Annotated in this window: 18 protein-coding genes; 12 read left to right on the forward strand and 6 right to left on the reverse strand. The window is 63.2% G+C overall.

Translation table 11 applies throughout. The annotated features are described in order from the left end of the window. The first annotated feature begins 45 nt into the window (after positions 1-45). The 7 genes from EDC39_RS06420 (at position 46) to EDC39_RS06450 (ending at position 6,783) form a co-directional block, all read left to right on the forward strand. Entirely contained in the window at positions 46-522 is a 477-nt protein-coding gene (locus tag EDC39_RS06420; protein WP_187426677.1) for a GIY-YIG nuclease family protein, read from the forward strand. A gap of 88 nt (positions 523-610) precedes the next feature. Then, on the forward strand, positions 611-2,422 hold the full coding sequence (locus EDC39_RS06425; RefSeq protein WP_148895558.1) for a chloride channel protein: 1,812 nt from the start codon (positions 611-613) through the stop codon (positions 2,420-2,422). Positions 2,423-2,596: 174 nt separating this feature from the next. After that, positions 2,597-3,205: a YceI family protein gene (locus tag EDC39_RS06430; RefSeq protein WP_148895559.1), complete on the forward strand. Its 609-nt coding sequence runs from the start codon at positions 2,597-2,599 to the stop codon at positions 3,203-3,205. Beyond that, the gene (locus EDC39_RS06435) at positions 3,202-4,296 is read left to right on the forward strand and encodes a type III polyketide synthase (protein WP_148895560.1); all 1,095 of its coding nucleotides are present in this window, start codon (positions 3,202-3,204) and stop codon (positions 4,294-4,296) included. Before EDC39_RS06430 ends, EDC39_RS06435 begins: the two co-directional genes overlap by 4 nt. Positions 4,297-4,300: 4 nt before the next feature. After that, complete coding sequence (locus EDC39_RS06440) at positions 4,301-5,509, forward strand: FAD-dependent oxidoreductase (protein WP_148895561.1); 1,209 nt, start codon at positions 4,301-4,303, stop codon at positions 5,507-5,509. Between the two features lie 27 nt (positions 5,510-5,536). Beyond that, on the forward strand, positions 5,537-6,289 hold the full coding sequence (locus EDC39_RS06445; RefSeq protein ID WP_187426678.1) for a ubiquinone/menaquinone biosynthesis methyltransferase: 753 nt from the start codon (positions 5,537-5,539) through the stop codon (positions 6,287-6,289). Between the two features lie 11 nt (positions 6,290-6,300). Further along, positions 6,301-6,783 carry an NUDIX hydrolase gene (locus tag EDC39_RS06450; protein WP_148895563.1) on the forward strand — a complete coding sequence of 161 codons (483 nt, stop codon included), beginning with the start codon at positions 6,301-6,303 and terminating at the stop codon, positions 6,781-6,783. On the opposite strand, the gene EDC39_RS06455 is transcribed toward EDC39_RS06450, so the two are convergent. The 5 genes from EDC39_RS06455 to EDC39_RS06475 all read right to left on the reverse strand — a co-directional run bounded on the left by EDC39_RS06455 (position 6,780) and on the right by EDC39_RS06475 (position 14,926). Next, complete coding sequence (locus EDC39_RS06455; RefSeq protein ID WP_187426679.1) at positions 6,780-8,108, reverse strand: HD-GYP domain-containing protein; 1,329 nt, start codon at positions 8,106-8,108, stop codon at positions 6,780-6,782. The two genes, EDC39_RS06450 and EDC39_RS06455, sit on opposite strands and share 4 nt — an antisense overlap. 351 nt (positions 8,109-8,459) lie before the next feature. Then, positions 8,460-10,772 (reverse strand): FAD-dependent oxidoreductase, encoded by a 2,313-nt coding sequence (locus EDC39_RS06460; protein WP_148895565.1) that lies wholly within the window; start codon positions 10,770-10,772, stop codon positions 8,460-8,462. A gap of 12 nt (positions 10,773-10,784) precedes the next feature. Next, on the reverse strand, positions 10,785-12,428 hold the full coding sequence (locus EDC39_RS06465) for a glutamate synthase-related protein (RefSeq protein ID WP_148895566.1): 1,644 nt from the start codon (positions 12,426-12,428) through the stop codon (positions 10,785-10,787). Then, a complete protein-coding gene (locus EDC39_RS06470) occupies positions 12,416-13,522 on the reverse strand; it encodes a class II glutamine amidotransferase (protein ID WP_148895567.1) in 1,107 nt (368 codons plus the stop codon). Before EDC39_RS06470 ends, EDC39_RS06465 begins: the two co-directional genes overlap by 13 nt. A 336-nt stretch (positions 13,523-13,858) precedes the next feature. Then, on the reverse strand, positions 13,859-14,926 hold the full coding sequence (locus tag EDC39_RS06475) for a branched-chain amino acid aminotransferase (protein ID WP_148895568.1): 1,068 nt from the start codon (positions 14,924-14,926) through the stop codon (positions 13,859-13,861). A gap of 179 nt (positions 14,927-15,105) precedes the next feature. Here EDC39_RS06475 and EDC39_RS06480 point away from each other — a divergent pair, with 179 nt between their 5' ends. Beyond that, a complete protein-coding gene (locus EDC39_RS06480) occupies positions 15,106-15,426 on the forward strand; it encodes a J domain-containing protein (protein WP_148895569.1) in 321 nt (106 codons plus the stop codon). A 9-nt stretch (positions 15,427-15,435) separates the two neighbouring features. Here the strand turns inward: EDC39_RS06480 and EDC39_RS06485 are convergent, their stop codons facing one another. Continuing rightward, the gene (locus tag EDC39_RS06485; RefSeq protein ID WP_148895570.1) at positions 15,436-16,065 is read right to left on the reverse strand and encodes a carbonic anhydrase; all 630 of its coding nucleotides are present in this window, start codon (positions 16,063-16,065) and stop codon (positions 15,436-15,438) included. 161 nt (positions 16,066-16,226) lie between these two features. Between EDC39_RS06485 and EDC39_RS06490 the strand changes: the two genes are divergently transcribed. From EDC39_RS06490 to EDC39_RS06505, 4 genes are all read left to right on the forward strand, one after another. After that, positions 16,227-18,743 carry a TIGR03960 family B12-binding radical SAM protein gene (locus EDC39_RS06490; RefSeq protein WP_148895571.1) on the forward strand — a complete coding sequence of 839 codons (2,517 nt, stop codon included), beginning with the start codon at positions 16,227-16,229 and terminating at the stop codon, positions 18,741-18,743. A 222-nt stretch (positions 18,744-18,965) separates the two neighbouring features. Next, positions 18,966-20,471, forward strand: a complete 1,506-nt coding sequence (locus EDC39_RS06495; RefSeq protein ID WP_148895572.1) for an Rne/Rng family ribonuclease — start codon at positions 18,966-18,968, stop codon at positions 20,469-20,471. Between the two features lie 426 nt (positions 20,472-20,897). Then, positions 20,898-22,001, forward strand: a complete 1,104-nt coding sequence (locus tag EDC39_RS06500) for a DUF6765 family protein (protein ID WP_148895573.1) — start codon at positions 20,898-20,900, stop codon at positions 21,999-22,001. A 225-nt stretch (positions 22,002-22,226) separates the two neighbouring features. Beyond that, positions 22,227-23,132 (forward strand): transposase, encoded by a 906-nt coding sequence (locus EDC39_RS06505; protein ID WP_187426680.1) that lies wholly within the window; start codon positions 22,227-22,229, stop codon positions 23,130-23,132. The last annotated feature ends 90 nt before the right edge of the window (positions 23,133-23,222 follow it).

Below are 23,222 nucleotides of genomic sequence, written 5' to 3' on the forward strand. Positions count from 1 at the left end.
TCAACCCGTCTTGCCGTCCTCCACCGACCGGATAGAATGACAGGGATGATCGACCTGCCCGACGACAAGGGAATCTACCTGCTGCAGCTCTCGGTCGTGCATGAAGAGACGCTGGGAATCGGCCGGCTCGGCACCCTCTGGCTGTCTCCGGGGACCTGTTTCTACATCGGCAGCGCCCGCGGTCCGGGCGGACTGCGGGCACGAATCGCCCACCATCTGGGCAGCAAGGCCACTCCCCACTGGCACATCGACCATCTGCGCGGACCGTGCCGGATTACGGAAATCTGGTTCAGCACCGATGGCGCGGCCGACGAATGCCTCTGGGCGCAGGCGGTGGCCTCAATAGGCGGCACCCGTATCCCCCTGGCCCGATTCGGCGCCTCCGACTGTCGTTGCGCCGCACACCTCTTCTGGCGCCGCCGGCCCTTCGCCCCTTCCACATTCCGTCGCCACCTGCGCCGGCTGGGCGACAGTGCCAGGGGAATCCGGCAGACAGTCCCCTTGCGCCCGGGGCGTGCCTGAAGCCGGCTTTTTCCTTGCTTTTTGGCCGGCGAAATGTTTGATTTATCTGATTTAGTTCTTCACGCGCCGCGAAGGATCAGACATCTCCATGAGCTTTTACCAGCACCTGAAGGAACTGCTGCGGGAAATGGACATCCGGGCGATGGGGCGCCCCCTGCTCCTCGCCTCCCTGGTCGGCGTCATCGCCGGGCTCGGAGCAATTGCCTTTTCCGCCGGCGTTCACTGGTGCGACTCCTTCTTCCTTACCCAGCTCGGCCAGTACCATCCCCTGCCCAAAGGACTGGCGATGGACCAGATGCCGCAGATGACCAGCCTGCGGACGGACTACCGATGGTACCTCTTTCTGATTCCGGTCATCGGCGGACTGGTATCGGGCTTTCTGGTCTTTCGCTTCGCCCCCGAGGCCGAAGGGCACGGCACCGACGCCGCCATCGACGCCTACCACAACAAGGGCGGGATGATCCGCGGCCGGGTACCGATCGTCAAGGGACTGGCCTCGATCATCACCATCGGCACCGGCGGCAGCGCTGGCAAGGAGGGGCCGGTCGCCCAGATCGGCGCCGGCTTCGGTTCCTGGCTGGCAAGCCGGCTGGGACTGGACACCGCCGAACGGCGGGTGCTGCTGCTGGCCGGCATGGCGGGCGGCATCGGCGCCACCTTCCGGGCGCCCCTCGGCGGCGCCCTGTTCGCCGTCGAGGTCCTCTACCAGGATCCCGATTTCGAGCACGAAGGCCTGATCCCGGCCATCATCTCCTCCATCGTCGCCTATTCGGTCTTCGGCGCCGTCACCGGCTGGAAACCCCTGCTGGCGACGCCGGTCTTCGTCTTCGACCATCCGAGCGAGATGTTCAGCTACCTGTTGCTCGGTATTTTCTGCGCCCTGTTCGGCCGCTTCTACGTCCGGGTCTTCTACGGCATCCAGGAACGGTTCCGCGCCATCCCGCTGCCGGCGATGGTCAAGCCGGCCATCGGCGGGCTGCTGGTCGGCCTGCTGGCGATGCTGGTGCCACAGGTTCTCGGCTCGGGCTACGGCATGGTGCAGGCCGCCCTCTACGGCAAGCTCGCCATCTGGGTGATGCTGGTCGTCGCCCTGGCCAAGATCTTCGCCACCAGCTTCACCATCTCGTCCGGCGGCTCGGGCGGCGTCTTCGCCCCGTCGCTGGTCATCGGCGCCATGCTAGGCGGCAGCTTCGGCGCCATCATGGACAGCCTGTTCCCCGCCCTGGTGCAGGACCCCCGGGCCTATGTGCTGATCGGCATGGCCGGCTTCTTCGCCGGCGTTTCCAACACCCCCATCGCCACCCTGATCATGGTCTGCGAGCTGACCGGCAACTACGCCCTGCTGGCGCCGCTGATGCTGGTCTGTGTCGTCGCCATGGTCGTCTTCCGCAAGAACACCATCTATTGCCGGCAGGTCGCCAACCGGACCGAATCTCCGGCCCACTTCGGCGATTTCATCGTCGACGTCCTCGAGGGGATCCACGTCGCCGATCTGGCCGAACACGGCCGGAAACCCCACACCATCCCGGAGCACATGCCCCTGTCGGAGATTCTGGAAGAGATTGCCAACGCCGAGGGAGCCTACTACCCCACTGTCGACAAGGACGGCAACATGACCGGCATCTTCTCGGTCAACGACATCCGGCGCATTCTCGCCGAAGACCTGCCGCCGATGCTGGTGCTGGCCCGCGACATCGCCAACGCCAATGTCATCACCGCCCGCCCCGACGAACTGCTGACCGACGTCATGCGCAAGATGAGCAGCCGCGGACTGGAAGAGATTCCGGTGATGAACATCACCGACCCGCGCAAGGTGCATTTCATGCTTTCGCGCCGGGCCGTCCTCGCCCGCTACGCCGCCGAACTGGAAAAGAAGAAGGAAATCTACCGACCGGGCTGAAACCTGCCGACATTCCCTTCTCCAGCGACCGACAGCCCCAGAAAAGCATCCCGCTCCGGGCCACCGCCCGTTCACTGACCCACCGTTTCCCTCGTTCATCACATTTTTTTCCGTGCTTTTTCTCCGGCAGGGCCTATAATGATGACCTAAACAGTCGGCTTTAGGGGTCCAACCATGCGTCCAGTCCTGCCCTCCCTGATCCTGCTCTTCGCAGTCATCCCCCCACTCAGCGCCGCCACCCTGCAAGGCACCTGCAGCGTTGCCTTCTTCGCCTCTTCGACCCTGCACGATTTCGAAGGCGAGGGCCGTTGCCATCCGTTCAGTATCGAGATCGATGATCAGGGCCGGCTGCAGGCGACCGACATCACCGTTCCGGTCGCCGAAATGACCACCCACAACAAGAAACGGGACCGGAAGATGCGGGAAACGTTCGACGCCGAGCACTTTCCGCTGATAACCGGCCATCTGGCCGCCGCTCCGCTGGCGACCCTGCGCGACCAGCTGCACCAGGTTGCCGCGGGTGATGGCGCCTTCACGCTGACGCTGGGCATCAGGAACCGGGGCCGGACCGTGAGTGCCCGGATCGCCGACCTGGTCGATTCCCCTGAGAAGTTGGCGTTTCACTTGACATTCCCCGTTTCCCTGAAAAGCTATGGTTTGAAACCTCCGCCGGTCCTCGGATTCATCCGCGTAGCCGACCGGGTCAGGGTCGAGGTCGAGGTCGAACTCGAACCCCTGCCAACCCCGTGGCAGGAAAACGAACGGAAGGTATCCGCCAGATGAGCCCCGCCATCCATGCCATCGCCACGGCCACCCCGGAAATCGCCTACGATCAGCAGGAAGTCGGCGCCTGGATGCAGGACCGAACCGACGATCCCCGGCAACGCCGCATCCTCAAAGCCCTCTACCGGACCAGCGGCATCCAGACCCGGCACAGCGTGATTCCCGGTTTCGGCCGGGATTTCTTCATCCGGGACACCGACGGACAGCTGCAGGAGCCGACCACCGGCGCCCGCAACGCCATCTACAGCCGCGAAGCCAGACAGCTCGGCCTGCAGGCCGGCCGGCAGCTGCTGGAGAAGGCGAAAGGCTTTGCGCCGGAGCAGGTTACCCATGTGGTGACCGCCTCCTGCACCGGCTTCTTCAACCCCGGACTCGACTATTTCCTGGTCCGCGAGCTCGGTCTGCCGGCCACCGTCGAACGCTACCATCTCGGCTTCATGGGCTGCTACGCCGCCTTTCCCGCCCTGCGCATGGCGGCCCAGTTCTGCCAGGCCGATCCGCAGGCGGTGGTGCTGGTGCTTTGCCTCGAGCTCTGCTCGCTGCATATCCAGCTGGGCGGCCGCGAGGATCAACTGTTGGCCAACGCCCTGTTCGCCGATGGCGCCGCGGCAGCCCTGGTCAGCACCCGGCCGCCGCAACCCGGCCAGACCGTCCTGGCCCTGGAAGCCTTCCGCTCGGCGCTGGTGCCCGATGGCGAGGCGGACATGGCCTGGAGCATCGGCGATCGCGGTTTCGACATCGCCCTGTCGAGCTATGTGCCGAAAATCCTCGGTGCGAACATCGCCGCCGTGGTCGATGACCTGTTGCGAAACAGCGGCAGCAACCGGGAGCAGATCGGCGACTGGGCGATCCATCCCGGCGGCAAGTCGATCATCGACCAGGTCGCCAGGGCCCTGGAGCTGCAGCCCGAGCAGATCGCCGCACCGCGGGCGGTGCTGCGCGACTTCGGCAACATGAGCAGTGCTACCGTCCTGTTCGTCCTGCAGCAGCTGCTGGACGGCGAGCGCAGCGACCGGCCGCAGATCTGCAGCATGGCCTTCGGCCCCGGACTGACGGTCGAACTGGGCCTGCTGCGCTACCAGCAGGGCTGAGGTCATGGCGACCCAGGCCTGGGATGTCCTGATCGTCGGTGCCGGACCGGTCGGGCTGCTGCTCGGCAACCTGCTCGGCCAGACCCGGAAACGGGTGCTGCTCATCGACCGCCACCCTGGCCCGCCGACCGCCTCGATGGCCATCGGCATCACCCCACCGTCGCTGGCCATCCTGCGCACGCTCGACCTCGACCGGCGGTTCTGCGCCTCCGGGGTGCGGGTCGAACACGCCGTGGTGCACGGCCACCGGCGGCGGCTCGGCGAGCTCTCCTTCGCCGGTCTCGATTCTCCCTGGCCGTTCATCCTCTCCCAGCCCCAGGCCACGACCGTCCGCCTGCTGGAAGAGAACCTGACCCGCTTCCCGAACGTGGAACTGCGCCGCGAGCTGCACCTGGAACGGCTCGAACAGCAGCCCGGACAGGTCGAGGTCGAACTGCGCACCGCCAGCGGACACCCCCTGGGCGAGAGCTGCCGTTTTCTAGCCGGCTGCAGCGGGGCCGAGGGGAGCGTGCGCCGCCAGTGCAGGCTCGCCGACCAGCCGCACTCCTACCCGCAGAGCTTTCTGATGGCCGACTTCGCCGACAGCGGCGAGCTGGGAGGCAGCGCCCATCTCTGGTTCACCGCCGACGGCTCGGTCGAATCCTTCCCCCTGCCGCAGCAACGCCGCCGCTGGATCATCCAGACGCCACAGCTCTGCCGGGACGTGGACCCGGGTTATCTCCCTGAAATCGTGGCCCGCCGCACCGGCTGCCGGCTACGGTCTCCGCCCCTGTTTCAGAGCGCCTTCGGGGTCCGCAGACTGCTCGCCCGCTCCTACGTCCGCGGGCGGGTAGTGCTGGCCGGCGACGCCGCACATCTGATGAGCCCGGTCGGCGGCCAGGGGATGAACACCGGCTTCGCCGACGCAGCCTGGCTGGCGCAGGCCCTGGACGGAATGCTGACCGGCAGCGGCTCGCCGGCCCTGCTGGAGGAGTACAGCACCGCCCGCCGCGAAGCGGCGCGGGTCGCCATCGGCCGGGCCGGCCGCGGCATGTGGCTGGGCACCCGTCGCGGCCGGCTGCACTGCCTGTGGCGCGAACCGCTGCTGAAACTGCTGCTGTCACCGGCGATCCGTCACCATCTGCCACCATATTTCGCCATGCTGACCATCCCCAACAACCCGCCCCAGGCCTGCCCGGCCCTCGGTCAGCGATCCGGGACATGTTCATCATGACGAAAGATGCTGGCTCAAGGAACGCCCATGCCCCGCTTCAACCTCGACAGCCGTAACTGGCTCGACAGCCCCGAACGCAAACGCGACTACAACCGCCGGCACTTCGCCGCCGCCGCCGCGGCCTACGACCGGGCCACCGTCGCCATGAGCCTCGGCCGCGACCGGGCCTGGAAACGAAGGATGCTGACGCTGCTGCCCGACCATCCCCGGCCGCGCTGCCTCGACCTGGCCTGCGGCACCGGCGACATCTGCGAACTGCTGGCGCGCCGCTATCCCCGGGGAGAGATTGTCGGCCTGGACCTGACCTGCGAAATGCTCGAGCTGGCACGACGGCGCGTCACGGCAGCCAACGTCCGGTTCGTCGAGAGGGACATGGCCGAAACCGGCTTCGCCGACGCGTCCTTCGACATCATCACCGGCAGCTACGCCCTGCGCAACGCGCCCGACCTTCCCCTGGCCCTGAACGAGATCAGGCGCCTGCTCAAGCCCGGCGGCCAGGCCTGTTTTCTCGATTTCGCCCGCGCCGGGCACCCCGTCGCCCGCCGCCTGCAATACCTTCTGCTACGCAGCTGGTGCGGACTCTGGGGACGCGTCCTCTCCGGCAGCTGGCAGGTACACGGCTATATCGCCGAAAGCCTGGCCCGCTACCCCGACAGCCGCCAGCTGGCTGCGATGCTGGCGGAGGCCGGTCTGGAACGAATCGACGAACAGGAGCTTTTCGGTGGTATGATGAGGCTGTTGCTGGTGCGGCGCCCTGCCGCCGGCAAAAACGACTGCTGAAGGAGCCATGCATGACACGCCCGTTGCACGCCGTTATCGTCAGCTGCCTGATCGGCAACGACGCCGGTGAGGTTCTGCTCATCCGCCATCCGAAACGGGGCTGGGAACTGCCCCAGGGACATGTCGAGCAGGGAGAGGACCTGTTGACCGCCGTCCGGCGGGAGGTGCGGGAAGAGACCGGAATCGAAATCGCCGTCGAGCGCCTGGCGGCCATCTTCAGCAAGCAGGAACCGGCTCCTTCGGCTGTCATCTTCGGATTTCACGCCCGCCATACCGGCGGCGAAATGCGGCCGAGCGACGAAAGCCTGGAGGTCGCCTGGTTCAGCCGGCAACAGGCCATCCGGTTGCCCGAACATCCGGTCAACCGGGAAAGGCTCGCGGTGCTGTTGCGCCCGGAATCCGGAATCGTCTACCAGGCCTACACTACCGGCCCCTACCGGATAACGGTCGGCGACATCCCGCTCTGGAGCGATGCAGGGAGAGTGAACGCCTAGTCGAGATAGTCGGCGATGAGAATGCCTCGGGAGGCCGGATCGACATCGGCGACGATGCAGTCGAGCTCGGCCGTTGCCAGGTCGCGTTTTTCCGGCTGCCGCAACCGGTGACCGGCGGCGTCGAACAGGATCTTCAGGCTGACGCCGTCAGTTTTGCCCATCCCCGCTTCGGTGACCAGTCCCACCTCACTGCTGGTCAGCCGCACCAGGCTGCCGACCGGGTAGGGGCCGACATGTTCGGCAAAACGTGCCAGCAGCTCGGGATGATAGATGCTGCCCCGCACCTCGAGCATGCGTTCGACCGCCTTTCTCGGTGTCATCGGCTGCTGGTAGGGACGCAGGGTGGTCATGGCGTCGTAGGCGTCGGCAATCGCCACCATGTGCACCGTCTCGGGCAGGTTCATCCGCGCCGCCGCCCGGGGATAGCCCTGCCGGTCGTAGCGCAGATGATGGCCCAGGGCCATCTGAATCGCCTCACCCGGGATCGCCTCCATCCGCTGGAGAATCCGGACGCCCTCCTCCGGATGTTGCTGAATCCGCTCGAACTCCTCGCTGGTCAGCTGCCCCGGCTTGTTGATGATGCCGATATCGATCTTCAGCTTGCCCAGATCATGCAGCAACGCCCCCAGGCCGAGAACGCGCAGGGCCGCTTCGTCCAGGCCGCAGGCGCGCCCGACGGCCAGGGCGATAACCGAAACGTTGACCGAATGGCGAAAGGTGTAATCGTCGTAATCCTTGATCAGGGTCAGCGCCAGCAGGGCGTGCGGCTCGGCCAGGGTGGTTTCGACCATCGCCCGCACGGCATCGATGGCCGCGCCGGTTTGGGGGATCTTGCCGATGCGGACATCGTTGATGATCGACTCGGTGACACTGATCGCCTGTTCGTAAATCCTGCGCGCCCGACCGCTGGCTTCCTGCTCATCTTCCGGCCCGACCTCGAGATGCCGGATGCCCGCCTGCTGCATGCGCACAGCCAGCAGCTCGCAGTGCCCCCTGCCGCCGGTCAGAAGCACCAGAAAATCGGCCAGTTCCACCGGCTGCACTCCCCGGCGGATGACCATGCGGCCGATTCCCCAGGATTCAAACAGGGCTCGCAGGCTCTCGGCGGAAGGGAACCCGTCGACAAAGAGAAAATCGTTGCAGAACAGGGTCCGCTGATGCACGCCCAGAACCACCTCCGGCCGGACAAGCAGCATCTGCTGCAGGCAGCGGTGCCATTCGGCGATCTGTTTCTGCAGGCTGGGATGCTGTGCCGGGTAGAGTTTCAGGCCCTGGCAGGCGCGCAACATCAACTGGACAGTGACGACAGGCCGCTCTTCGCTCATACCCCCCTCCTTCGAAACCGGCCGTCCATGCGGGCCGCCGCTTCCGGCAATGTACCCCAGGGCCGCGAAAAAAGTCCAATACCTGGGCATATACGGAAAAAAACGGCGGCTTGCGCCATTCAGGGACTCGACATCACGCAATCGGGAATCGCGCGCAAGTCGCACAGCGACATCGAGGATTGAACCTGAATCAGTGAGCTCGTGCCTCTTTTTCAGCCGGCCGGCCCCTCCGTTCAGTGGCTTCCACGGGAGGAACAGGGACGAGGGATGAGGGACGAGGGACAAAGGACAGGGCTTGCCCTTCCAGCCTTTACTCGTCCCTCGTCCCTCGTCACTGCTTTTTGGCCGCCCTCACACCACCTGTTCCATGGCCCATACCCCACACGGACATATCCCCGCACAAATGCTGCAGCCGATGCAGACCTCGTCGTCGGAGACGTACTCGAAGGTGCCGTCCTCCTTCTCGAGCCGGCGGATGGCCCCTTCGGGGCAGGCCTCGAGGCACATGGAACAGTCGCGGCAGGTGCCGCAGGAGATGCAGCGCAGCGTCTCCTCGGTACCGTCGGTGACACAGAAGCGGCCCCGGTTTCGCGGCTTGAACAGCTCCTTGGAGAGGCAGCTCTGGTTGATCATCTCCGGCTTCTGGATCGGCTCCGGCTGCCGGCCCGCGAAGATCTCGTTGATGTAGTGGATCGCCTCCTGGCCGTGGCCGATGGCGTGGGTGAGCAGGCCGGGCTGCACGGTGTCGCCGATGGCGAAGACACCGGGCGCCTTGACTACCTGGCCGCAGGCATCGACCTCCATCATGCCACGATCGGTCAGCCACTCGCGCGGCACGAACGACAGGTCGGGGCGCTCGCCGATGGAGATGATGATGTCATCGGCCTCGATCAGCTCGCCGTCCTTGGTCCACAGCCCCTCTTCGGTCACCTTTTCGGTGAAGACCGGCCAGCGGATTTCGCCGCCGAGGGCCTTGACGTGGTCGATCTCCTTCTTGAAAGCGGCCGGGCGCTGGATGTCGATGGCGATCACCTTTTCCGCCCCCATGGCGTAGGCGCCGAGGCAGACGTCCATGCCGGCGTTGCCGGCGCCGATCACTACCACCCGCTTGCCGATTTTCGGCTTCTGGCCGGCGTTGACCTGCTTGAGAAAATCGAGGCCCTTGATCAGGCGTTCATGCCCCGGGAAGGGGATGACCACCGGGTTGTGCGCCCCGGAAGCGATCACCACCGCATCGTAATCGGCGCGGATCTTTTCGAACAGTTCGCGATCGACCGGGGTGTTGGTGCGGATGTCGACGCCGAGCGACTTGATGCGGCGGATCTCGCTCTGCAGCGAATCCTCCGGCAGCCGCTCGGTGGGAATGACCTGCCGCAGCTTGCCGCCGACCTCGTGATCAGCCTCGAAGACCGTCACCGCGTGCCCGGAAAGCCGCGCCTGCCAGGCGGCCGACAGGCCGCCGGGACCGCCGCCGATCACCGCCACCTTCCTGCCGGTATCCGGCTGCGGCTCCGGCGCCGGCACATCCCGCGACAGGCGGCCGAGCGCCGCCATGCTCACCGCCTTGTCGACATACCGGCGGCTGCAGGCGTCCATGCAGGGATTGGGGCAGACCTCACCGCAGACGCTGGCCGGAAAGGGCGAATACTTGAGCACCAGTTGCAGCGCCTCCTCGTACTTGCCCCGACGCAGCAGATTGATCCGGTCCTGGGTCGGAATGTTCGAGGGGCAGGCAACCTGGCAGGGGGCGCCGAAGCGCTTGTCCTGCCAACGCGGAATCTTCAGCCGGTCTTCGCCGGTGTTGACCAGCCCGGCGACATGCAGGCAGTCGTCCTGCACGACATCGCCGAAAATGCCGCCCTCGACCCATTTCTGCTCGCGGAATTCGCGTATGCTGATGCGCGAATGGACCTTGCGCTCCTCGTAGCTCTTGGCGACGATCTTGCGCCAGCGGGAAAAATCGCCCAGCTCGTCCAGCAACTCCGGCCGGCCGATCTTCTGCAGAAAGAGCGGCAGCCCCTGCTCGAGAAAGGCGCGGTCGGCATCATCGAGATTGAGCTGCCAGACATCGTTCGACAGCCCCTTGACCGGTCCGCGCACGTAGATGGTGCCGCCGACCATGCCGACGCAGGCCCGGTCGCCCAGCACCGATTCCTCGTTCTCGCAGCCATAGCCGCAGACGACGGCGACGCCGCCGCCCATGAACTCGAAACTGAAGGAACCGGTGCGCTTCAGCACCCAGAACTCAGGCGGCTCGTAGGCCGGGTCGTGCTTCATCAGCGAACCGGAGCGGGTTCCCACCCGGCCGGCGACGTAGATCTTGCCCGAAGCTGCACAGTGGGCGGTGGTGTCGCCGCCGTCGCCGAGGATGGTCAGCTCCGCCCCGGCATTGAGCCAGCCGGCATCGGCCGGCGCCGAGCCCTCGACCACGATCTCGGTGCCGTCGAGGCCGAAGGAGCCGACCCGCTGCCCGGGATTCTTCACCCGAAACTTCAGCGGCGCGCCATCCTCGGTCCACAGCGGACCGCCGATGTCGTGATGACCGGAGGACAGAATCTCGAATTCCGTTTCCCCGGCCTCCAGCGCCGCGTAGATCTTCTGCAGCAGCTGCTGGGTCGAGATGCGCCGGTTGTTCTCGTCAAAACCGATAATTTTCGCTGCCATATCGGTATCTCCTTAACAGACGTATTGAATCTGCAGTTTGTCGGCCACCGCCCGGTCGGTCGCCACCAGGGCGTCGGAACGGCCAACCGGCAGCGAACTGTTGCCGATCGGCGCCATCAGCTTCTTCAGCTCGGTGTCCATGGCGAGAAAATAGTTGACGATGTTCTGCGCCACCCGCTCCGGGTCGAGCCGGTGCACCAGCGGCGGCTCCTGGGTGGTGATGCCGACCGGGCAGAGCCCGGTATTGCAGGCATTGCAGCGCCCCATGTCATTGCCGACGCAGCCGGCCATCTGCAGAATCAGCTTGCCGGTGAAGACGCCGTTGGCGCCAAGGCAGATCATCTTGAAGGCGTCGGCGGCCAGATCGCCGGTCTTGCCCAGACCACCGGCGGCCCAGAGGGGAATCTGTCCCTGGCGACCCTGCGCCACCGCCGCCAGATAGCAGTCGCGCAGCTTGGAAACGATCGGATGGCCGGTGTGGTCGAGGGAGACTTCGTGGGCGGCGCCGGTGCCGCCGTCGATGCCGTCGAGGAAGAAACCACCGACGATGTTGTAGGGATCGCGCACCAGGTTGTTGAACACCGACACCGAGGTGGCGCTGGCGGCCACCTTGATCGCCACCGGCACCCGGAACTTGAAGGCGGCGTTGAAGGAGAGGAACATCTTCTGCACGCTCTCCTCGATCGAATAGAGCCCCTGGTGGTTCGGCGGACTGAGCAGGTCGGCCTTGGGCACGCCGCGGATCGCCTGGATGTGCTCGGCGACCTTCTGTGCCTGCAGCAGGCCGCCGTCGCCCGGCTTGGCGCCCTGGCCGATCTTGATCAGGATGCCGGCCGGATCCTCCACCATGTGCGGCATCGCCTTGGCAATCCGGTTCCAGCCGAAATGGCCGGAGGCGATCTGCAAAATCATGTATTTCAGATAGCGCGACTTCAGCAGCCGCACCGGCACCCCGCCCTCGCCAGAGCACATGCGCACCGGCAGGCCGCACTCCTCGTTGAGGTAGGCCACCGCCATGGCGACCGCCTCCCACATCCGCCAGGAAAGAGCGCCGATCGACATGTCGCCGATGATCACCGGATAGATCCAGCGCACCGGCGGCGTGTTCTCCTGAAACTGCAGCAGGCCCTCGGGAGAGGTGCCGAGAGGCAGCTTCTCCGGGGGCAGGATACGGCCGAAGGGCGCCAGCAGGTCGAAGGTGTGACGCTGGGCGTCGAGGCTCGGGTCGGTCATCTGCGAAATCCGCCCGACCCGGATCTTGTCCAGGGTGCGCTGGGTCGACTCGAGGTTCTTGCGGCCGCCGCGCTTGATCGAATCGCCGGCCAGACAGCGCATGACGATCGGATGCCGCGTGTCGGGATTGCGCTCGGGGCGGATGGCGTCGTTGGGGCAGACCTTTTCGCAGATCCCGCAGCCGCGGCAATAGTTCTTGATCGACCGGACCTGGCGGATGACCGGTACGGCCGAGAACCGCGCCTTGGGCTCGGGGATATCCGACTCGGAAAAGATCAGCCGCCGCCGCTCGACCTTGCACTCGATGGCGCGGAAGGAACAGGCGGAGACACAGGATCCGCACAGGGTGCAGCGACTGGCGTCGTAACGGATCTTCCACGGAAGATCGTTCGGCGTGACATTCTGAACCTTCATTGTCTCCATCGCTGAACCTCCAGGCTGTTGTCAATGGCCACGATTTCCCTCTCGTGGGGGTAGATGTCCTCCTCCCAGTTGCGGTGCGGCAGAATCTCGTTGATGCCGCAGACCTCCGACGAGATGACCACGGTCTTCTCGTCCCGGCCGACGACGACCGGCCGCAGCTTCTTGGCGTCGCAGCAGGTGAACATGGTGTGGTCGGGCAAAACGCCGATGATGGTGTTGGGTCCGTTGATCTCCAGGTGCGCCAGCGACTGGCGGATCGCCTTGAGCTGCTCTTTGTCCTCGCGCTGTTCGATCTCCTCGAACGGCAGCGGGGTGATTACGTGCTTGTAGTAGCGCAGGGGCCAGCCGAGCTGGCGGTGCACGTAGTGCAGGGTGTAGAGAAAACACTGGGAATCGGACTCGAAACCGATGTAGCCCCGGTGCAGCTTGCGCTGGAACTCGACATTCTTCAGATAGAAGGTGTTCTCGCCGTTGGCCAGCGCCGTGTAGCCCTGCAGATGGAAGGGATGGGCGGCGTAGCGGACGATGTCGTAGTTGGTGTTCTGCCGGCACTGGGCGGTGATCACCCGGGCGGTGAAGCGGTCGTCCGGCTCCCAGAGGCGAAAGTAGGTGCCGATGTCGCGCGGATCGCCGATCTCCTTCAGCGTCACCACGTCCGGCCAGAAGGAATAGACGAACCCTTCCTCGTTCGGCTCCAGCGCCCGCCGCAGCGCCAGGCGCATGTCGAGCAGCAGCTCTTCCTTCTCCGTCTGCTCCGCGTTACGCAGATGCTTCGGATAGTCGAAGGTTTCGAACACGTAGTTGGGCATGGCGTTGATGTCCAGCCCCGGCTGCGGATCGGTTTCGGGGACCCATTGCATCACCCGCTGGAATCCCGCCCGGTGCAGGATGTCCTCGGCGATCTTGACCCCTTCGTCGGTCGCCGCCATCGAGAGGGTCGGCAGGTGCTTGTAGTTTTCGAAGATGCCGCCCAGATCGTGCATGACCATGGCGAAACCGGAATTGTCATGCCCTTTCTGCTGCGACTGCATCAGCTGCAGCGCCATGCTCGGATGAACATAGTCGAGACTCTTGATTGCACCGATACGGCACATGAATCCTTACCTCCACAGGTGGTTGACCGGTCGCACCGGCAAACGGATTGTCAAAACGGAGCCCCAACCTTGCAAGCAATTTTCAAACCAGCATCACAAAGACAGGCGACCGTCAGCGAAACAAAATATGTCTACGCTACAAACATGCCGATACAAAAGAACAATATCCGACAGGCATCTGGACTGAAATCCGCCAGGAGGGCGCCGGACCACCCGTATCCAAAGGCCAGTCGCAATCAATTGAGTACTCAAAGAGATGTCTGATTACTCAAAAAAAAGAGGGGCCCCCTGCCGTCGCGACAGGGGCCCCTCGCCCACTTCAGTCCGTCTTGAAAATCAGACCGCGACCACCCAGCCGTGCGGGTCGGGAAGCCGGCCGTACTGGATGCCGGTCAGGGTGTCGTAGAGTTTGCGGGTGATCTCGCCGGGCGTCTCACCGTCGCCGAGCCGCACCGTCTTGCCCTGGTAGGTAAACTGGCCGACCGGAGAGACGACCACGGCCGTGCCGGTACCGAAAGCCTCGGTCAGCCGACCCGACTCGACGCCTTCGAAGATCTCGTCGACCGTCAGCGCCCGCTCCTCGACCTCAAGGCCCATCTCCCGCGCCAGGGTGAGAATCGAACGGCGGGTGATGCCGTCGAGGATGGTGCCGTGCAACGGCGAGGTGACCAGCTTGCCGTCGAAGACGAAGCACATGTTCATGCTGCCGACTTCCTCGACATAGCGCTTGTGCTTGGCATCGAGCCACAGCACCTGGTCGTAGCCGCGCTCCGCCGCCTCCCGGGCGGCGTAGAGGCTGGCGGCATAGTTGCCGCCGGTCTTGACCTCGCCGGTGCCGCCATGGGCGGCCCGGACGTAGAAATCGGAGATCCAGATCTTGACCGGCGCGATCCCGCCCTTGTAGTAGGCCCCCACCGGCGAAAGGATCACGTAGCAGAGATAGCTGTCAGCAGGCCGCACGCCGAGCATCGGCTCGGAGGCGATCATGGTCGGCCGGATGTAGAGACTGGTGCCGTGACTGCGCGGCACCCAGCGTTCCTCGAGCCTTACCAGCTGCCGGATGGCGTCGAGAAAGAACTCCTCGTCGACCTCGGGCATGCACATGCGCCTGGCGCTGCGGTTGAACCGGGCGACATTGTCCGCCGGCCGGAACAGCACCACCGAACCGTCCTCGCGCCGAAAGGCCTTCAGCCCCTCGAAGATCTCCTGCGCGTAATGCAGAACCATGGCCGCCGGATCGAGCGTGAAGGGAGCGTAGGGCTGGATGCGCGCCGAATGCCAGCCGCGACCGGCATCGTACTCCATAACGAACATCCGGTCGGTAAACTGCTTGCCGAAGACCAGGTTCGCTTCGTCCCCGATCCCCGGCTTGGGATTGTCAACTGGAAGAATGTCGAGATTCATGGCGGGTCTCCCTGGCAAGAAAACAAGAGTTTAGAACCGCTTTTTAACACAGGGCCGGAAGCGACCGCAAGCGGGAGAATCCCCGTGGCCGGACACGACAAATTTGCCGGCGCCACCCGGCCGTGGTATGCAAAAAGACAAGGACCGCCTCACAATGGTCCGGAAACGAAGGGGACACCATGGAACCGACGAGCTACGAAGACCTGCGCCGGGCGCTGCAGACGTTCGGCCTGGACGCGAACGAACGGATCAGCCTGGCGACCATCCGCGACCGCTACCGCAGCCTGGTCAAGAAACTGCATCCGGACCGGCATGGCGGCGATCCGGAGGAAATCCGCCGCGTCAACGAGGCCTACCGGACATTGCGCGCCTACTGCGACAGCTACCGTTTCTGTTTCAGCGAAGAGGAGTTCTACCGGCAGAACCCGGAGGCCCACCTGCTGCGGCAGTTCGCCACCGATCCGGCCTGGGGAGGGCTGCAGGCGAAAGACGAGGACTGAAAAGCCGGACTACTCCCGCCCTATGCGCTCGAAAGCACCGAGTTCGTCGTTGAAATTGTAGATTTCGCCGGTTTCGATGATGTAGTGCCAGCCGAGAATCTCCAGCCGCCCCCCCTTCACCCGCTCGGCGATGAACGGATAGGTCAGCAGGTTGCGCATCTGCACCAGAATGTTGACCCGCTCGGTCAGCCACTCGCGTTCTTCCGGCGTCCCTTCCACCGCCAGCCGGGCGACCCGCTCCGGCACCTCGGCCGAAACCTGCAGCCACTTGCGCACGTGCGGCAGCTCGGCCAGCTCGTCGTGACTCTTGTGCAGCGCCGCGCAGCCGCCGCAGTTGGAATGGCCGCAGACCACGATGCAGTCGACCTCGAGGGCCTTGACCGCGTACTCGATGGCCGAAGTGGTGGCGACGAACTCCTCGGTCTGCCGGTAGGGCGGTACGATATTGGCCACGTTGCGTACGATGAAGAGCTCGCCCGGATGGGTCCGGGTGATCAGACTCGGCACGACCCGCGAATCGGAACAGCCAATGAAGAGGGTGTGCGGCCTCTGCTCCCGCCCCAGCCGGCAGAAGAGCTCCCGATGGGCCAGAAAGTCCTCCCGGCGAAACTGCATGATGCCCTTGAACAATCGCTCCATGGGAGCGGAGTCTAGCACAGACCGCAGGGCTTCAGCCAGCCCGACCTCCCACCCCCTTTACCCGCTGGTGAAAAAAAGCGCCATCTGCTATAGTGTGTAACTTTGCCCGAACCGGCCGCCAAAACGGAAGGCCGGCAAACAACCGAACGGAAAGACGGACGATGAACGACGCCATTTTCAACCGCATCCGAAAACCTTCGCGCTACCTCGGCGACGAACTGAACAGCCGGCCGAAGGACACAGGCACCGTCGATCTGCGCGTCGCTCTCGCCTTTCCCGACGTCTACGAGGTCGGCATGAGCCACATCGGCTTCGCCATCCTCTACCGCATCCTCAACGACCTCGACTGGCTGGCCGCCGAACGCGCCTACGCCCCCTGGCCCGACATGGAGGCCGAGCTGCGCTCGGCCGGCGATCCCCTGCGCAGCCTGGAAAGCCAGCGGCCGCTGGCCGCATTCGACATCATCGGCTTCACCCTGCAGTACGAGCTGAGCTACACCAACCTGCTCAACATGCTCGATCTCGCGGGCATCCCCCGCCGACGCGAGCAGCGGGACGAAAGCCACCCGCTGATCGTGGTCGGCGGCCCCTGCGCCTACAACCCGGAGCCGCTGGCCGACTTCTTCGACCTCGCGGTGATCGGCGACGGCGAGGAGGCGGTGGTCGAGGTGTGCGCACTGGTCCGGCAGGGCAGGAAGAGCGGCTGGGACCGGCAGCGCCTGCTGCGGGAGCTGGCCGCCGTCGAGGGCGTCTACGTCCCCTCCCTCTATCAGGTCGACTACCATCCGGACGGCACCCTGCGCGCCGTCCGCCCCCTGGACGGCGCCCCGGAACGGGTCCGGCGCCGCGTCCTGGCCGATCTCGACAGCGCCCCCTACCCGCTGCGTCCCATCGTCCCCTTCATGAACACGGTGCACGACCGGGTGGCGGTCGAGGTCGCCCGCGGCTGCACCCGCGGCTGCCGTTTCTGCCAGGCGGGCTACATCTACCGCCCGGTGCGCGAACGCTCGGCGAAGACGGTCGCGTCCATCGTCGAACAATCCCTGCGCCATTCCGGCTACGACGAGGTGTCGCTGCTCAGCCTCTCCACCGGTGACTATTCGCAGCTCGAACCCCTGCTGAAGCACCTGATGGACTGCCACGCCGACGAGAAGGTGGCCATCTCCCTGCCCAGCCTGCGGGTCGGCTCCCTGTCGGCCGAGCTGATGGACGAGATCCGCAAGGTGCGCAAGACCGGCTTCACCCTCGCCCCGGAGGCGGGGACCGAACGGCTGCGCGACGTCATCAACAAGGGGATCAGCGAACAGGACCTGCTCGACGGCAGCCGGGCCGCCTTCGCCCTCGGCTGGCGGCTGATCAAGCTCTACTTCATGATCGGCCTGCCGACCGAAACCGGGGACGACCGCGCCGCCATCGTCGATCTCGCCGCCCGGGTCAAGCAGACCGGCAAGGGAAGCGCGGGGGGCGCCGATGTCAACGTCTCGGTCTCCACCTTCGTACCCAAGCCGCACACCCCCTTTCAGTGGGAGGCACAGATCGGTCTGGAAGAGACCGTCCGCAGGCAGCAGGAACTGAAGGAGGGGCTGAAGAAGAGGAAGCTGCGCTTCAAGTACCACGATCCGCGCATGTCGCTGCTCGAAGGGATATTCGCCCGCGGTGACCGCCGTCTCGGCCGCCTGCTCGAAGCGGCCTTTGAGCTCGGCTGCCGCTTCGACGGCTGGGGCGAGCATTTCCGCTGGGACCTCTGGCAGCAGGCCATGCAGCAGACCGGGACCGACCCCGACCGCTACCTGCGCAGCCGCGACGAGCAGGAGATTCTGCCCTGGGACCACATCGACTGCGGCCTCCCCAAGAGCTTCTTTCTGCGCGAACGCCGCCGGGCGCTGGAGGGCGCCTATACCGCCGACTGCCGGCAGGGCGCCTGCCACGGCTGCGGGCTGTGCGACTTCGGACAAATCCGGCCGCGCCTCTCCTCCTCGCTACCCCCGACCGCAGGGCCGGTCCGGACGGCCGCCACGCCGGCGACGGACAGCCGCTGCAAGGTGCGTCTGCGCCTGCGCAAGGAAGGCCGGGTGCGCTTCGTCAGCCACCTCGAATTCATGACCGCCTTCCACCGGGCGGTGCGTAGGGCAAAGCTGCCGATCGGCTATTCGGGCGGCTTTCATCCGCATCCGAAAATCGCCTTTCCCGACGCCCTGCCGACCGGCATCGCCTCGGACGCCGAAATCATCGACCTGGAACTGGCCCACCCGCTGCCGGCCGACGAGGTCAGAAGCCGCCTCAACGCCGAACTGCCGCCGGGACTGGCCATCCTGCAGGCGGCCGAGGTCGCCTGGCAAACCCCCAGCCCGTCTGCTAGCATTGTCAGCGCCAGCTATCGGGTCGAGCTGCCCGCCGAAACTCCGGCGGACCTGGCCGAACGCTGCGCGGCCTTTCTCGCCGCCGAACGGGTCGATGCCGAACGGCAGACCAAAAACGGCCGCAAGACGATCGACATCCGCAAAGACGTGCTCGACCTGCAATTGCAGGCTGGACAGCTGCGGCTGACCCTGGCCAAAGGCAGTCCGCTGCCCGTTCTCGGCCACCTGCTCGGCATCGGCCCGGAGCGGGCCCGCGACCTGAGCATCCGCAAGACCGCCGTCAGCATGCGCAACGGCCTGGATTGCTTCGGGAAGTAGATTCTGCACCACGGGCATCCGGTTAACGCTGAGCCGGAGAGGTGTGGAGGCGGGAAAAAAAACAAAATCTCTGTCGGGTTAAAACCAAGATCGATTGTTTGCTTTTCTCCGCTCCCTCTCCCTCTCGGCGCCTGAAGCGTTGACAGCGGCTTTCGAGCCGAAACCGGCCCCTGTGGTGGAAAAAAGTTTTCAAGAACTTACTCAAATATTACGGGAGGAACCATGACCAAGGAGCTGGTCATCAACACCACCTCGCACGAAACCCGGGTCGCCCTGCTCGAAAGCGGGCACATCGCCGAACTGTACATCGAACGCCGCCGCGAACGCGGCATCGTCGGCAACATCTACAAAGGCAAGGTGATCCGGGTTCTGCCCGGCATGCAGGCCGCCTTCGTCGACATCGGCCTGGAAAAGGCCGCTTTTCTCTATGTCGCCGACGTGCTGGCCGAAATGGAGGCCGTCGAGCAGTTCGTCGAGGGGCGCAGCATGCACGCCGAGCCCCTGGAGGGGCCGGAGGAGCGCCAGCTCCCCCCCATCGAAGACCTACTGCAGGAAGGACAGGAAATCGTGGTGCAGGTGGCCAAGGAACCGATCGGCACCAAGGGCGCGCGCATCACCTCGCACATCTCCCTGCCCGGTCGTCACCTGGTCTACATGCCAACCGTCGACCACATCGGCATCTCGCGGCGCATCGAGAACGAAGAGGAGAAGGACCGGCTGCGCGAGCTGGTCGAATCGATCCGCCCGCCCGGAACCGGCTTCATCGTCCGCACCGCCGCCGAAGGCAAGAGCATGGAGGAGCTGCGCGCCGACATGGAGCTGCTGGTCGGGCTGTGGGAGGATATCAACAAGCGACTGGAGCACCGCCACGCCCCCTGCCTGGTCCACTCCGACCTCGACCTGACCACCAAGGTGCTGCGCGACATCCTGACCGAGGACGTCGACCGCATCATCGTCGACAACCGGCAGGAATACGACAAGATCGTCAGCTTCCTGGCCACCTTCATGCCGACCCTGAACTACGCCATCGAGCTGTACGAGCAGGACGAGCCGATCTTCGACGCCTTTGGGCTCGAAATCGAGATCAGCCGCGCCCTCGGCCGCAAGGTGTGGCTGAAGAGCGGCGGCTACATCATCATCGAACAGACCGAGGCGCTGACCGCCATCGACGTCAACACCGGCCGCTTCGTCGGCAAGCACAACCTCGAGGACACCATCCTCAAGACCAACCTCGAGGCGGTGAAGGAGATCGCTTTCCAGCTGCGCCTGCGCAACCTCGGCGGGCTGATCATCATCGACTTCATCGACATGGAGCGCGAGGCGCACCGCGAAAAGGTCCACGCCGCCCTCGAAGAGGCGCTGAAAAACGACAAGGCGAAGACCAACATCCTCAAGATTTCGGAACTCGGCCTGGTGGAGATGACCCGCAAGCGGGTGCGCGAAAGCATCGGCCGCACCCTCTGCGAGCCCTGCCCCTACTGCGAGGGCAAGGGCTACATCAAGAGCCGCCTGACCACCGTCTACGAAATCTTCCGCGAGCTGCGGCGCGAGATTCGCGGCATGCCGGGCTACCGGGTGACCCTGCTGGTGCACCCGGACATCGCCGACCTGCTCACCGACGACGAGCACGAAGGGATCGAGGATATCGAGCGCCGCTACGAAAAACAGATCGCCATCCACGCCCGTCCCCACTTCCATCTCGAGCAGTACGAGATTCTGCCGGGCTGAGACGGAACCTGGCGGGCGGCAGGCCCCGACGAAGAGCAAGCGCCCTCGTCACCTGCCGCCCGCCTTTACCCACCCTCCACAACCTGTCCGCCAAATACACCCCCCCAACATCGAAAACCGTCATGATTCCGGGCAAATGGGAGATTGACATACCCTGAGAAATTTTTTAGGCTGTCAAACAGCGTTCCACGGCACGCCGGGGAATCCAGAGAGGGGGATATCCACGCAGCCACAGCCATCCACACCAAACTACCAGCCGGCGTCTCCTTTCCTCTATTTTCCGATAGTTACAGCCGTTGTGATGCGGTTGTTATAGGTTGTTCCGTTTTATTCAATAACGCGGAATCCGCTTTATCCAATAAAACCGATTCCGCCTAATTCCTGTTAGGCATCAGTACATCATTTATTATCGAAAGGAGAGTTATCATGCAAGAAGACATGCACTATTACGGAACATATGCAATGGCAAGAGCCGCAGGTTTAGAGGTTAAACATGCGCGAGTTATTGCTTATGCTGCTCAATACGTTGACGATTCAACGGCTAATGATAGCGAAGTCCATAAAGATGGAGGTATGTTTCAAACTATAGCAACAGCACACACCAATTCTGAAGCAATTGAGAATGCAGTTGCTGACCATGTTGAGCAACGCCATGTATGGGTTCCATTTCATTTTTTTCCTGGTGGTAAGGGTGATACACTTTCTAAAAAGCTTACATGTGTTAAAGATAGTGAGCTGGCACAAAAAATGGTAAAAAATCATATCAGGCATGCCGTTTCTGTTAAAAATGAATATGGTTTAACTCTTATGGGAATTATGGCCCATGTTTATGCCGACACGTTTTCTCATTATGGATTTTCAGGTGTTAGCTCAAGAAATAATAAAGTTGATGGAACATCTTTTGAGTTAGACGTGAAAGATCCTGAGGTAAAAGCTTATATTATGAATAAGTTTTCTTCATTTCTAACCAAATACACTCCTCGTTTTATTATTAAGAATTATCGAAATATTGCCAGTAGGGGAGCGAGTATCGCTACAGGAGCCCTTGGGCATGGTGCGGTAGGCACATATCCCGACAGACCCTTCCTAAGATGGAGATTTAATTTTAAGAAGGACAATAGAGATTCTGGTTGGAGGGATAATCCTGCTACATTCTTAGAAGCTTGTGAAAAATTGCATGCGGCATTCAGAGATTATGCTGAAAAAGCAGGGATTTCTAAAAAACCGGTACCATTTGATTCGATAAAAGGTAAGGTGGATGAGATACTTCGATTAGAAAGTGCAAAAGAAGGGCGAATAAAAGCATGGATTGAGGCTATAAGTAGTGGAGAATTGTTTGAAATAGAAGATTATGAGGCTTTGCATTTCTCGAAACATGATTGGGAACAACAAAAAGATGACTTTGAATACATAGAACACTCTCATGAAATGAAGAAAAAAGAGGTTTATCAATTTCATCAAGCAGCTATTTATCATCGCGACTATACACTTAAAAATTTATTGCCAAAACATGGCATCGTAGTTCTATAATTTATACCAATTATGCCTAACCCAAGCATCGAGAGGGGGCGAATTCACTTTGCAAGTGCACCAGAGATCGCTTCCATGAACACTTCATGGGGCGTTCGGTAGCCGAGGCACTTTCTCGGTCTGAAAAGCCTAAGGGGTCAGGCTTGACAAACCTGCTTTTCAAGCTACCCTTTCACCATGCCCCGCAAGCCTCGCATCCACTATCCCGGCGCCCTTTACCACGTGATGCTGCGCGGCAACGGTGGCGACGCCATCTTTGCCGACCGCGCGGATCGAACCAGATTCCTGCTGCTTCTTCAGTCGGGAATCCAGCGCTACCAGCACCGTGTTCACGCCTACTGCCTCATGGACAATCACGTCCATCTTGCCGTGCAGGTCGCGGAGATTCCTCTGTCGAAAATCATCCAGAACCTTGCCTTTCGCTACACGCAGTATTTCAATCGGCGCGAACAGCGCACCGGACATCTTTTCCAAGGGCGGTTCAAAGCGCTTTTGGTCGATGCGGACACCTACCTGCTGGAACTGGTCCGCTACATCCACCTCAACCCTCTGCGGGCCGGGATGGTCAACTCCCTGCAGGAGTATCCATGGTCAAGCCACAGGGCCTACCTGGACCTGGAGACAACGCCCTGGCTGACAACCGACTACGTTCTCGGACAACTGGCAGAGGACCGGGACAAGGCCACTGCCCGGTATCAACGCTTCATTCAGGATGGCATGAGCGAAGGCCACCGCGCCGAATTCCATCGCGGCAACCGGGAAGGCCGGCTGCTCGGCAGCGATGACTTCATTGAACAGGCTTTGGCCAGGGCCGGTGAGGATTTTTCTTCCGAGATAACCATCGAAGGGATTATCAATACGGTCTGTGCCGCCTTTGGCCTTCGTCCGTCCGACCTTTCCGGCCCCGGTCGGCGGCAGCCCATGGCCAGAGCCAGGGCGATCGCGGCGTGGCTGACCTGGCGTACCCCCGGCCTGCAACTGACCCGGCTTGCCGATCGTCTGCGCCGGGACCTGACCACACTGAGCCAGGCGGCACACAGAATTGAGCAGAAATCTCTTGACGACAGCGCGTTGCGAGAAACCCTGGCCCAGTTGGAACGGCAGGCAAGAAAGCAGGTTTGTCAAGCCTGATAATCCTCTAAAAAGGCACCTCCTGCCTACCAGGCCGATCCTGGTAGGCTAGGAAGATCACACAAACCCCTATTCAGGAGGTGCCTTATG

Origin of the sequence: Geothermobacter ehrlichii (genome assembly GCF_008124615.1) — a bacterium.
In the GTDB taxonomy this organism is placed as follows: Bacteria; Desulfobacterota; Desulfuromonadia; order Desulfuromonadales; family Geothermobacteraceae; genus Geothermobacter; species Geothermobacter ehrlichii.

What these genes read in the sequence shown, in the direction of transcription:
- EDC39_RS06420 (WP_187426677.1), top strand. Translation starts at nt 46, where the DNA reads ATGATCGACCTGCCCGACGACAAGGGAATCTACCTGCTGCAGCTCTCG.
- EDC39_RS06425 (WP_148895558.1), top strand. Translation starts at nt 611, where the DNA reads ATGAGCTTTTACCAGCACCTGAAGGAACTGCTGCGGGAAATGGACATC.
- EDC39_RS06430 (WP_148895559.1), top strand. Translation starts at nt 2,597, where the DNA reads ATGCGTCCAGTCCTGCCCTCCCTGATCCTGCTCTTCGCAGTCATCCCC.
- EDC39_RS06435 (WP_148895560.1), top strand. Translation starts at nt 3,202, where the DNA reads ATGAGCCCCGCCATCCATGCCATCGCCACGGCCACCCCGGAAATCGCC.
- EDC39_RS06440 (WP_148895561.1), top strand. Translation starts at nt 4,301, where the DNA reads ATGGCGACCCAGGCCTGGGATGTCCTGATCGTCGGTGCCGGACCGGTC.
- EDC39_RS06445 (WP_187426678.1), top strand. Translation starts at nt 5,537, where the DNA reads ATGCCCCGCTTCAACCTCGACAGCCGTAACTGGCTCGACAGCCCCGAA.
- EDC39_RS06450 (WP_148895563.1), top strand. Translation starts at nt 6,301, where the DNA reads ATGACACGCCCGTTGCACGCCGTTATCGTCAGCTGCCTGATCGGCAAC.
- EDC39_RS06455 (WP_187426679.1), bottom strand. Translation starts at nt 8,108, where the DNA reads ATGAGCGAAGAGCGGCCTGTCGTCACTGTCCAGTTGATGTTGCGCGCC.
- EDC39_RS06460 (WP_148895565.1), bottom strand. Translation starts at nt 10,772, where the DNA reads ATGGCAGCGAAAATTATCGGTTTTGACGAGAACAACCGGCGCATCTCG.
- EDC39_RS06465 (WP_148895566.1), bottom strand. Translation starts at nt 12,428, where the DNA reads ATGGAGACAATGAAGGTTCAGAATGTCACGCCGAACGATCTTCCGTGG.
- EDC39_RS06470 (WP_148895567.1), bottom strand. Translation starts at nt 13,522, where the DNA reads ATGTGCCGTATCGGTGCAATCAAGAGTCTCGACTATGTTCATCCGAGC.
- EDC39_RS06475 (WP_148895568.1), bottom strand. Translation starts at nt 14,926, where the DNA reads ATGAATCTCGACATTCTTCCAGTTGACAATCCCAAGCCGGGGATCGGG.
- EDC39_RS06480 (WP_148895569.1), top strand. Translation starts at nt 15,106, where the DNA reads ATGGAACCGACGAGCTACGAAGACCTGCGCCGGGCGCTGCAGACGTTC.
- EDC39_RS06485 (WP_148895570.1), bottom strand. Translation starts at nt 16,065, where the DNA reads ATGGAGCGATTGTTCAAGGGCATCATGCAGTTTCGCCGGGAGGACTTT.
- EDC39_RS06490 (WP_148895571.1), top strand. Translation starts at nt 16,227, where the DNA reads ATGAACGACGCCATTTTCAACCGCATCCGAAAACCTTCGCGCTACCTC.
- EDC39_RS06495 (WP_148895572.1), top strand. Translation starts at nt 18,966, where the DNA reads ATGACCAAGGAGCTGGTCATCAACACCACCTCGCACGAAACCCGGGTC.
- EDC39_RS06500 (WP_148895573.1), top strand. Translation starts at nt 20,898, where the DNA reads ATGCAAGAAGACATGCACTATTACGGAACATATGCAATGGCAAGAGCC.
- EDC39_RS06505 (WP_187426680.1), top strand. Translation starts at nt 22,227, where the DNA reads ATGCTGCGCGGCAACGGTGGCGACGCCATCTTTGCCGACCGCGCGGAT.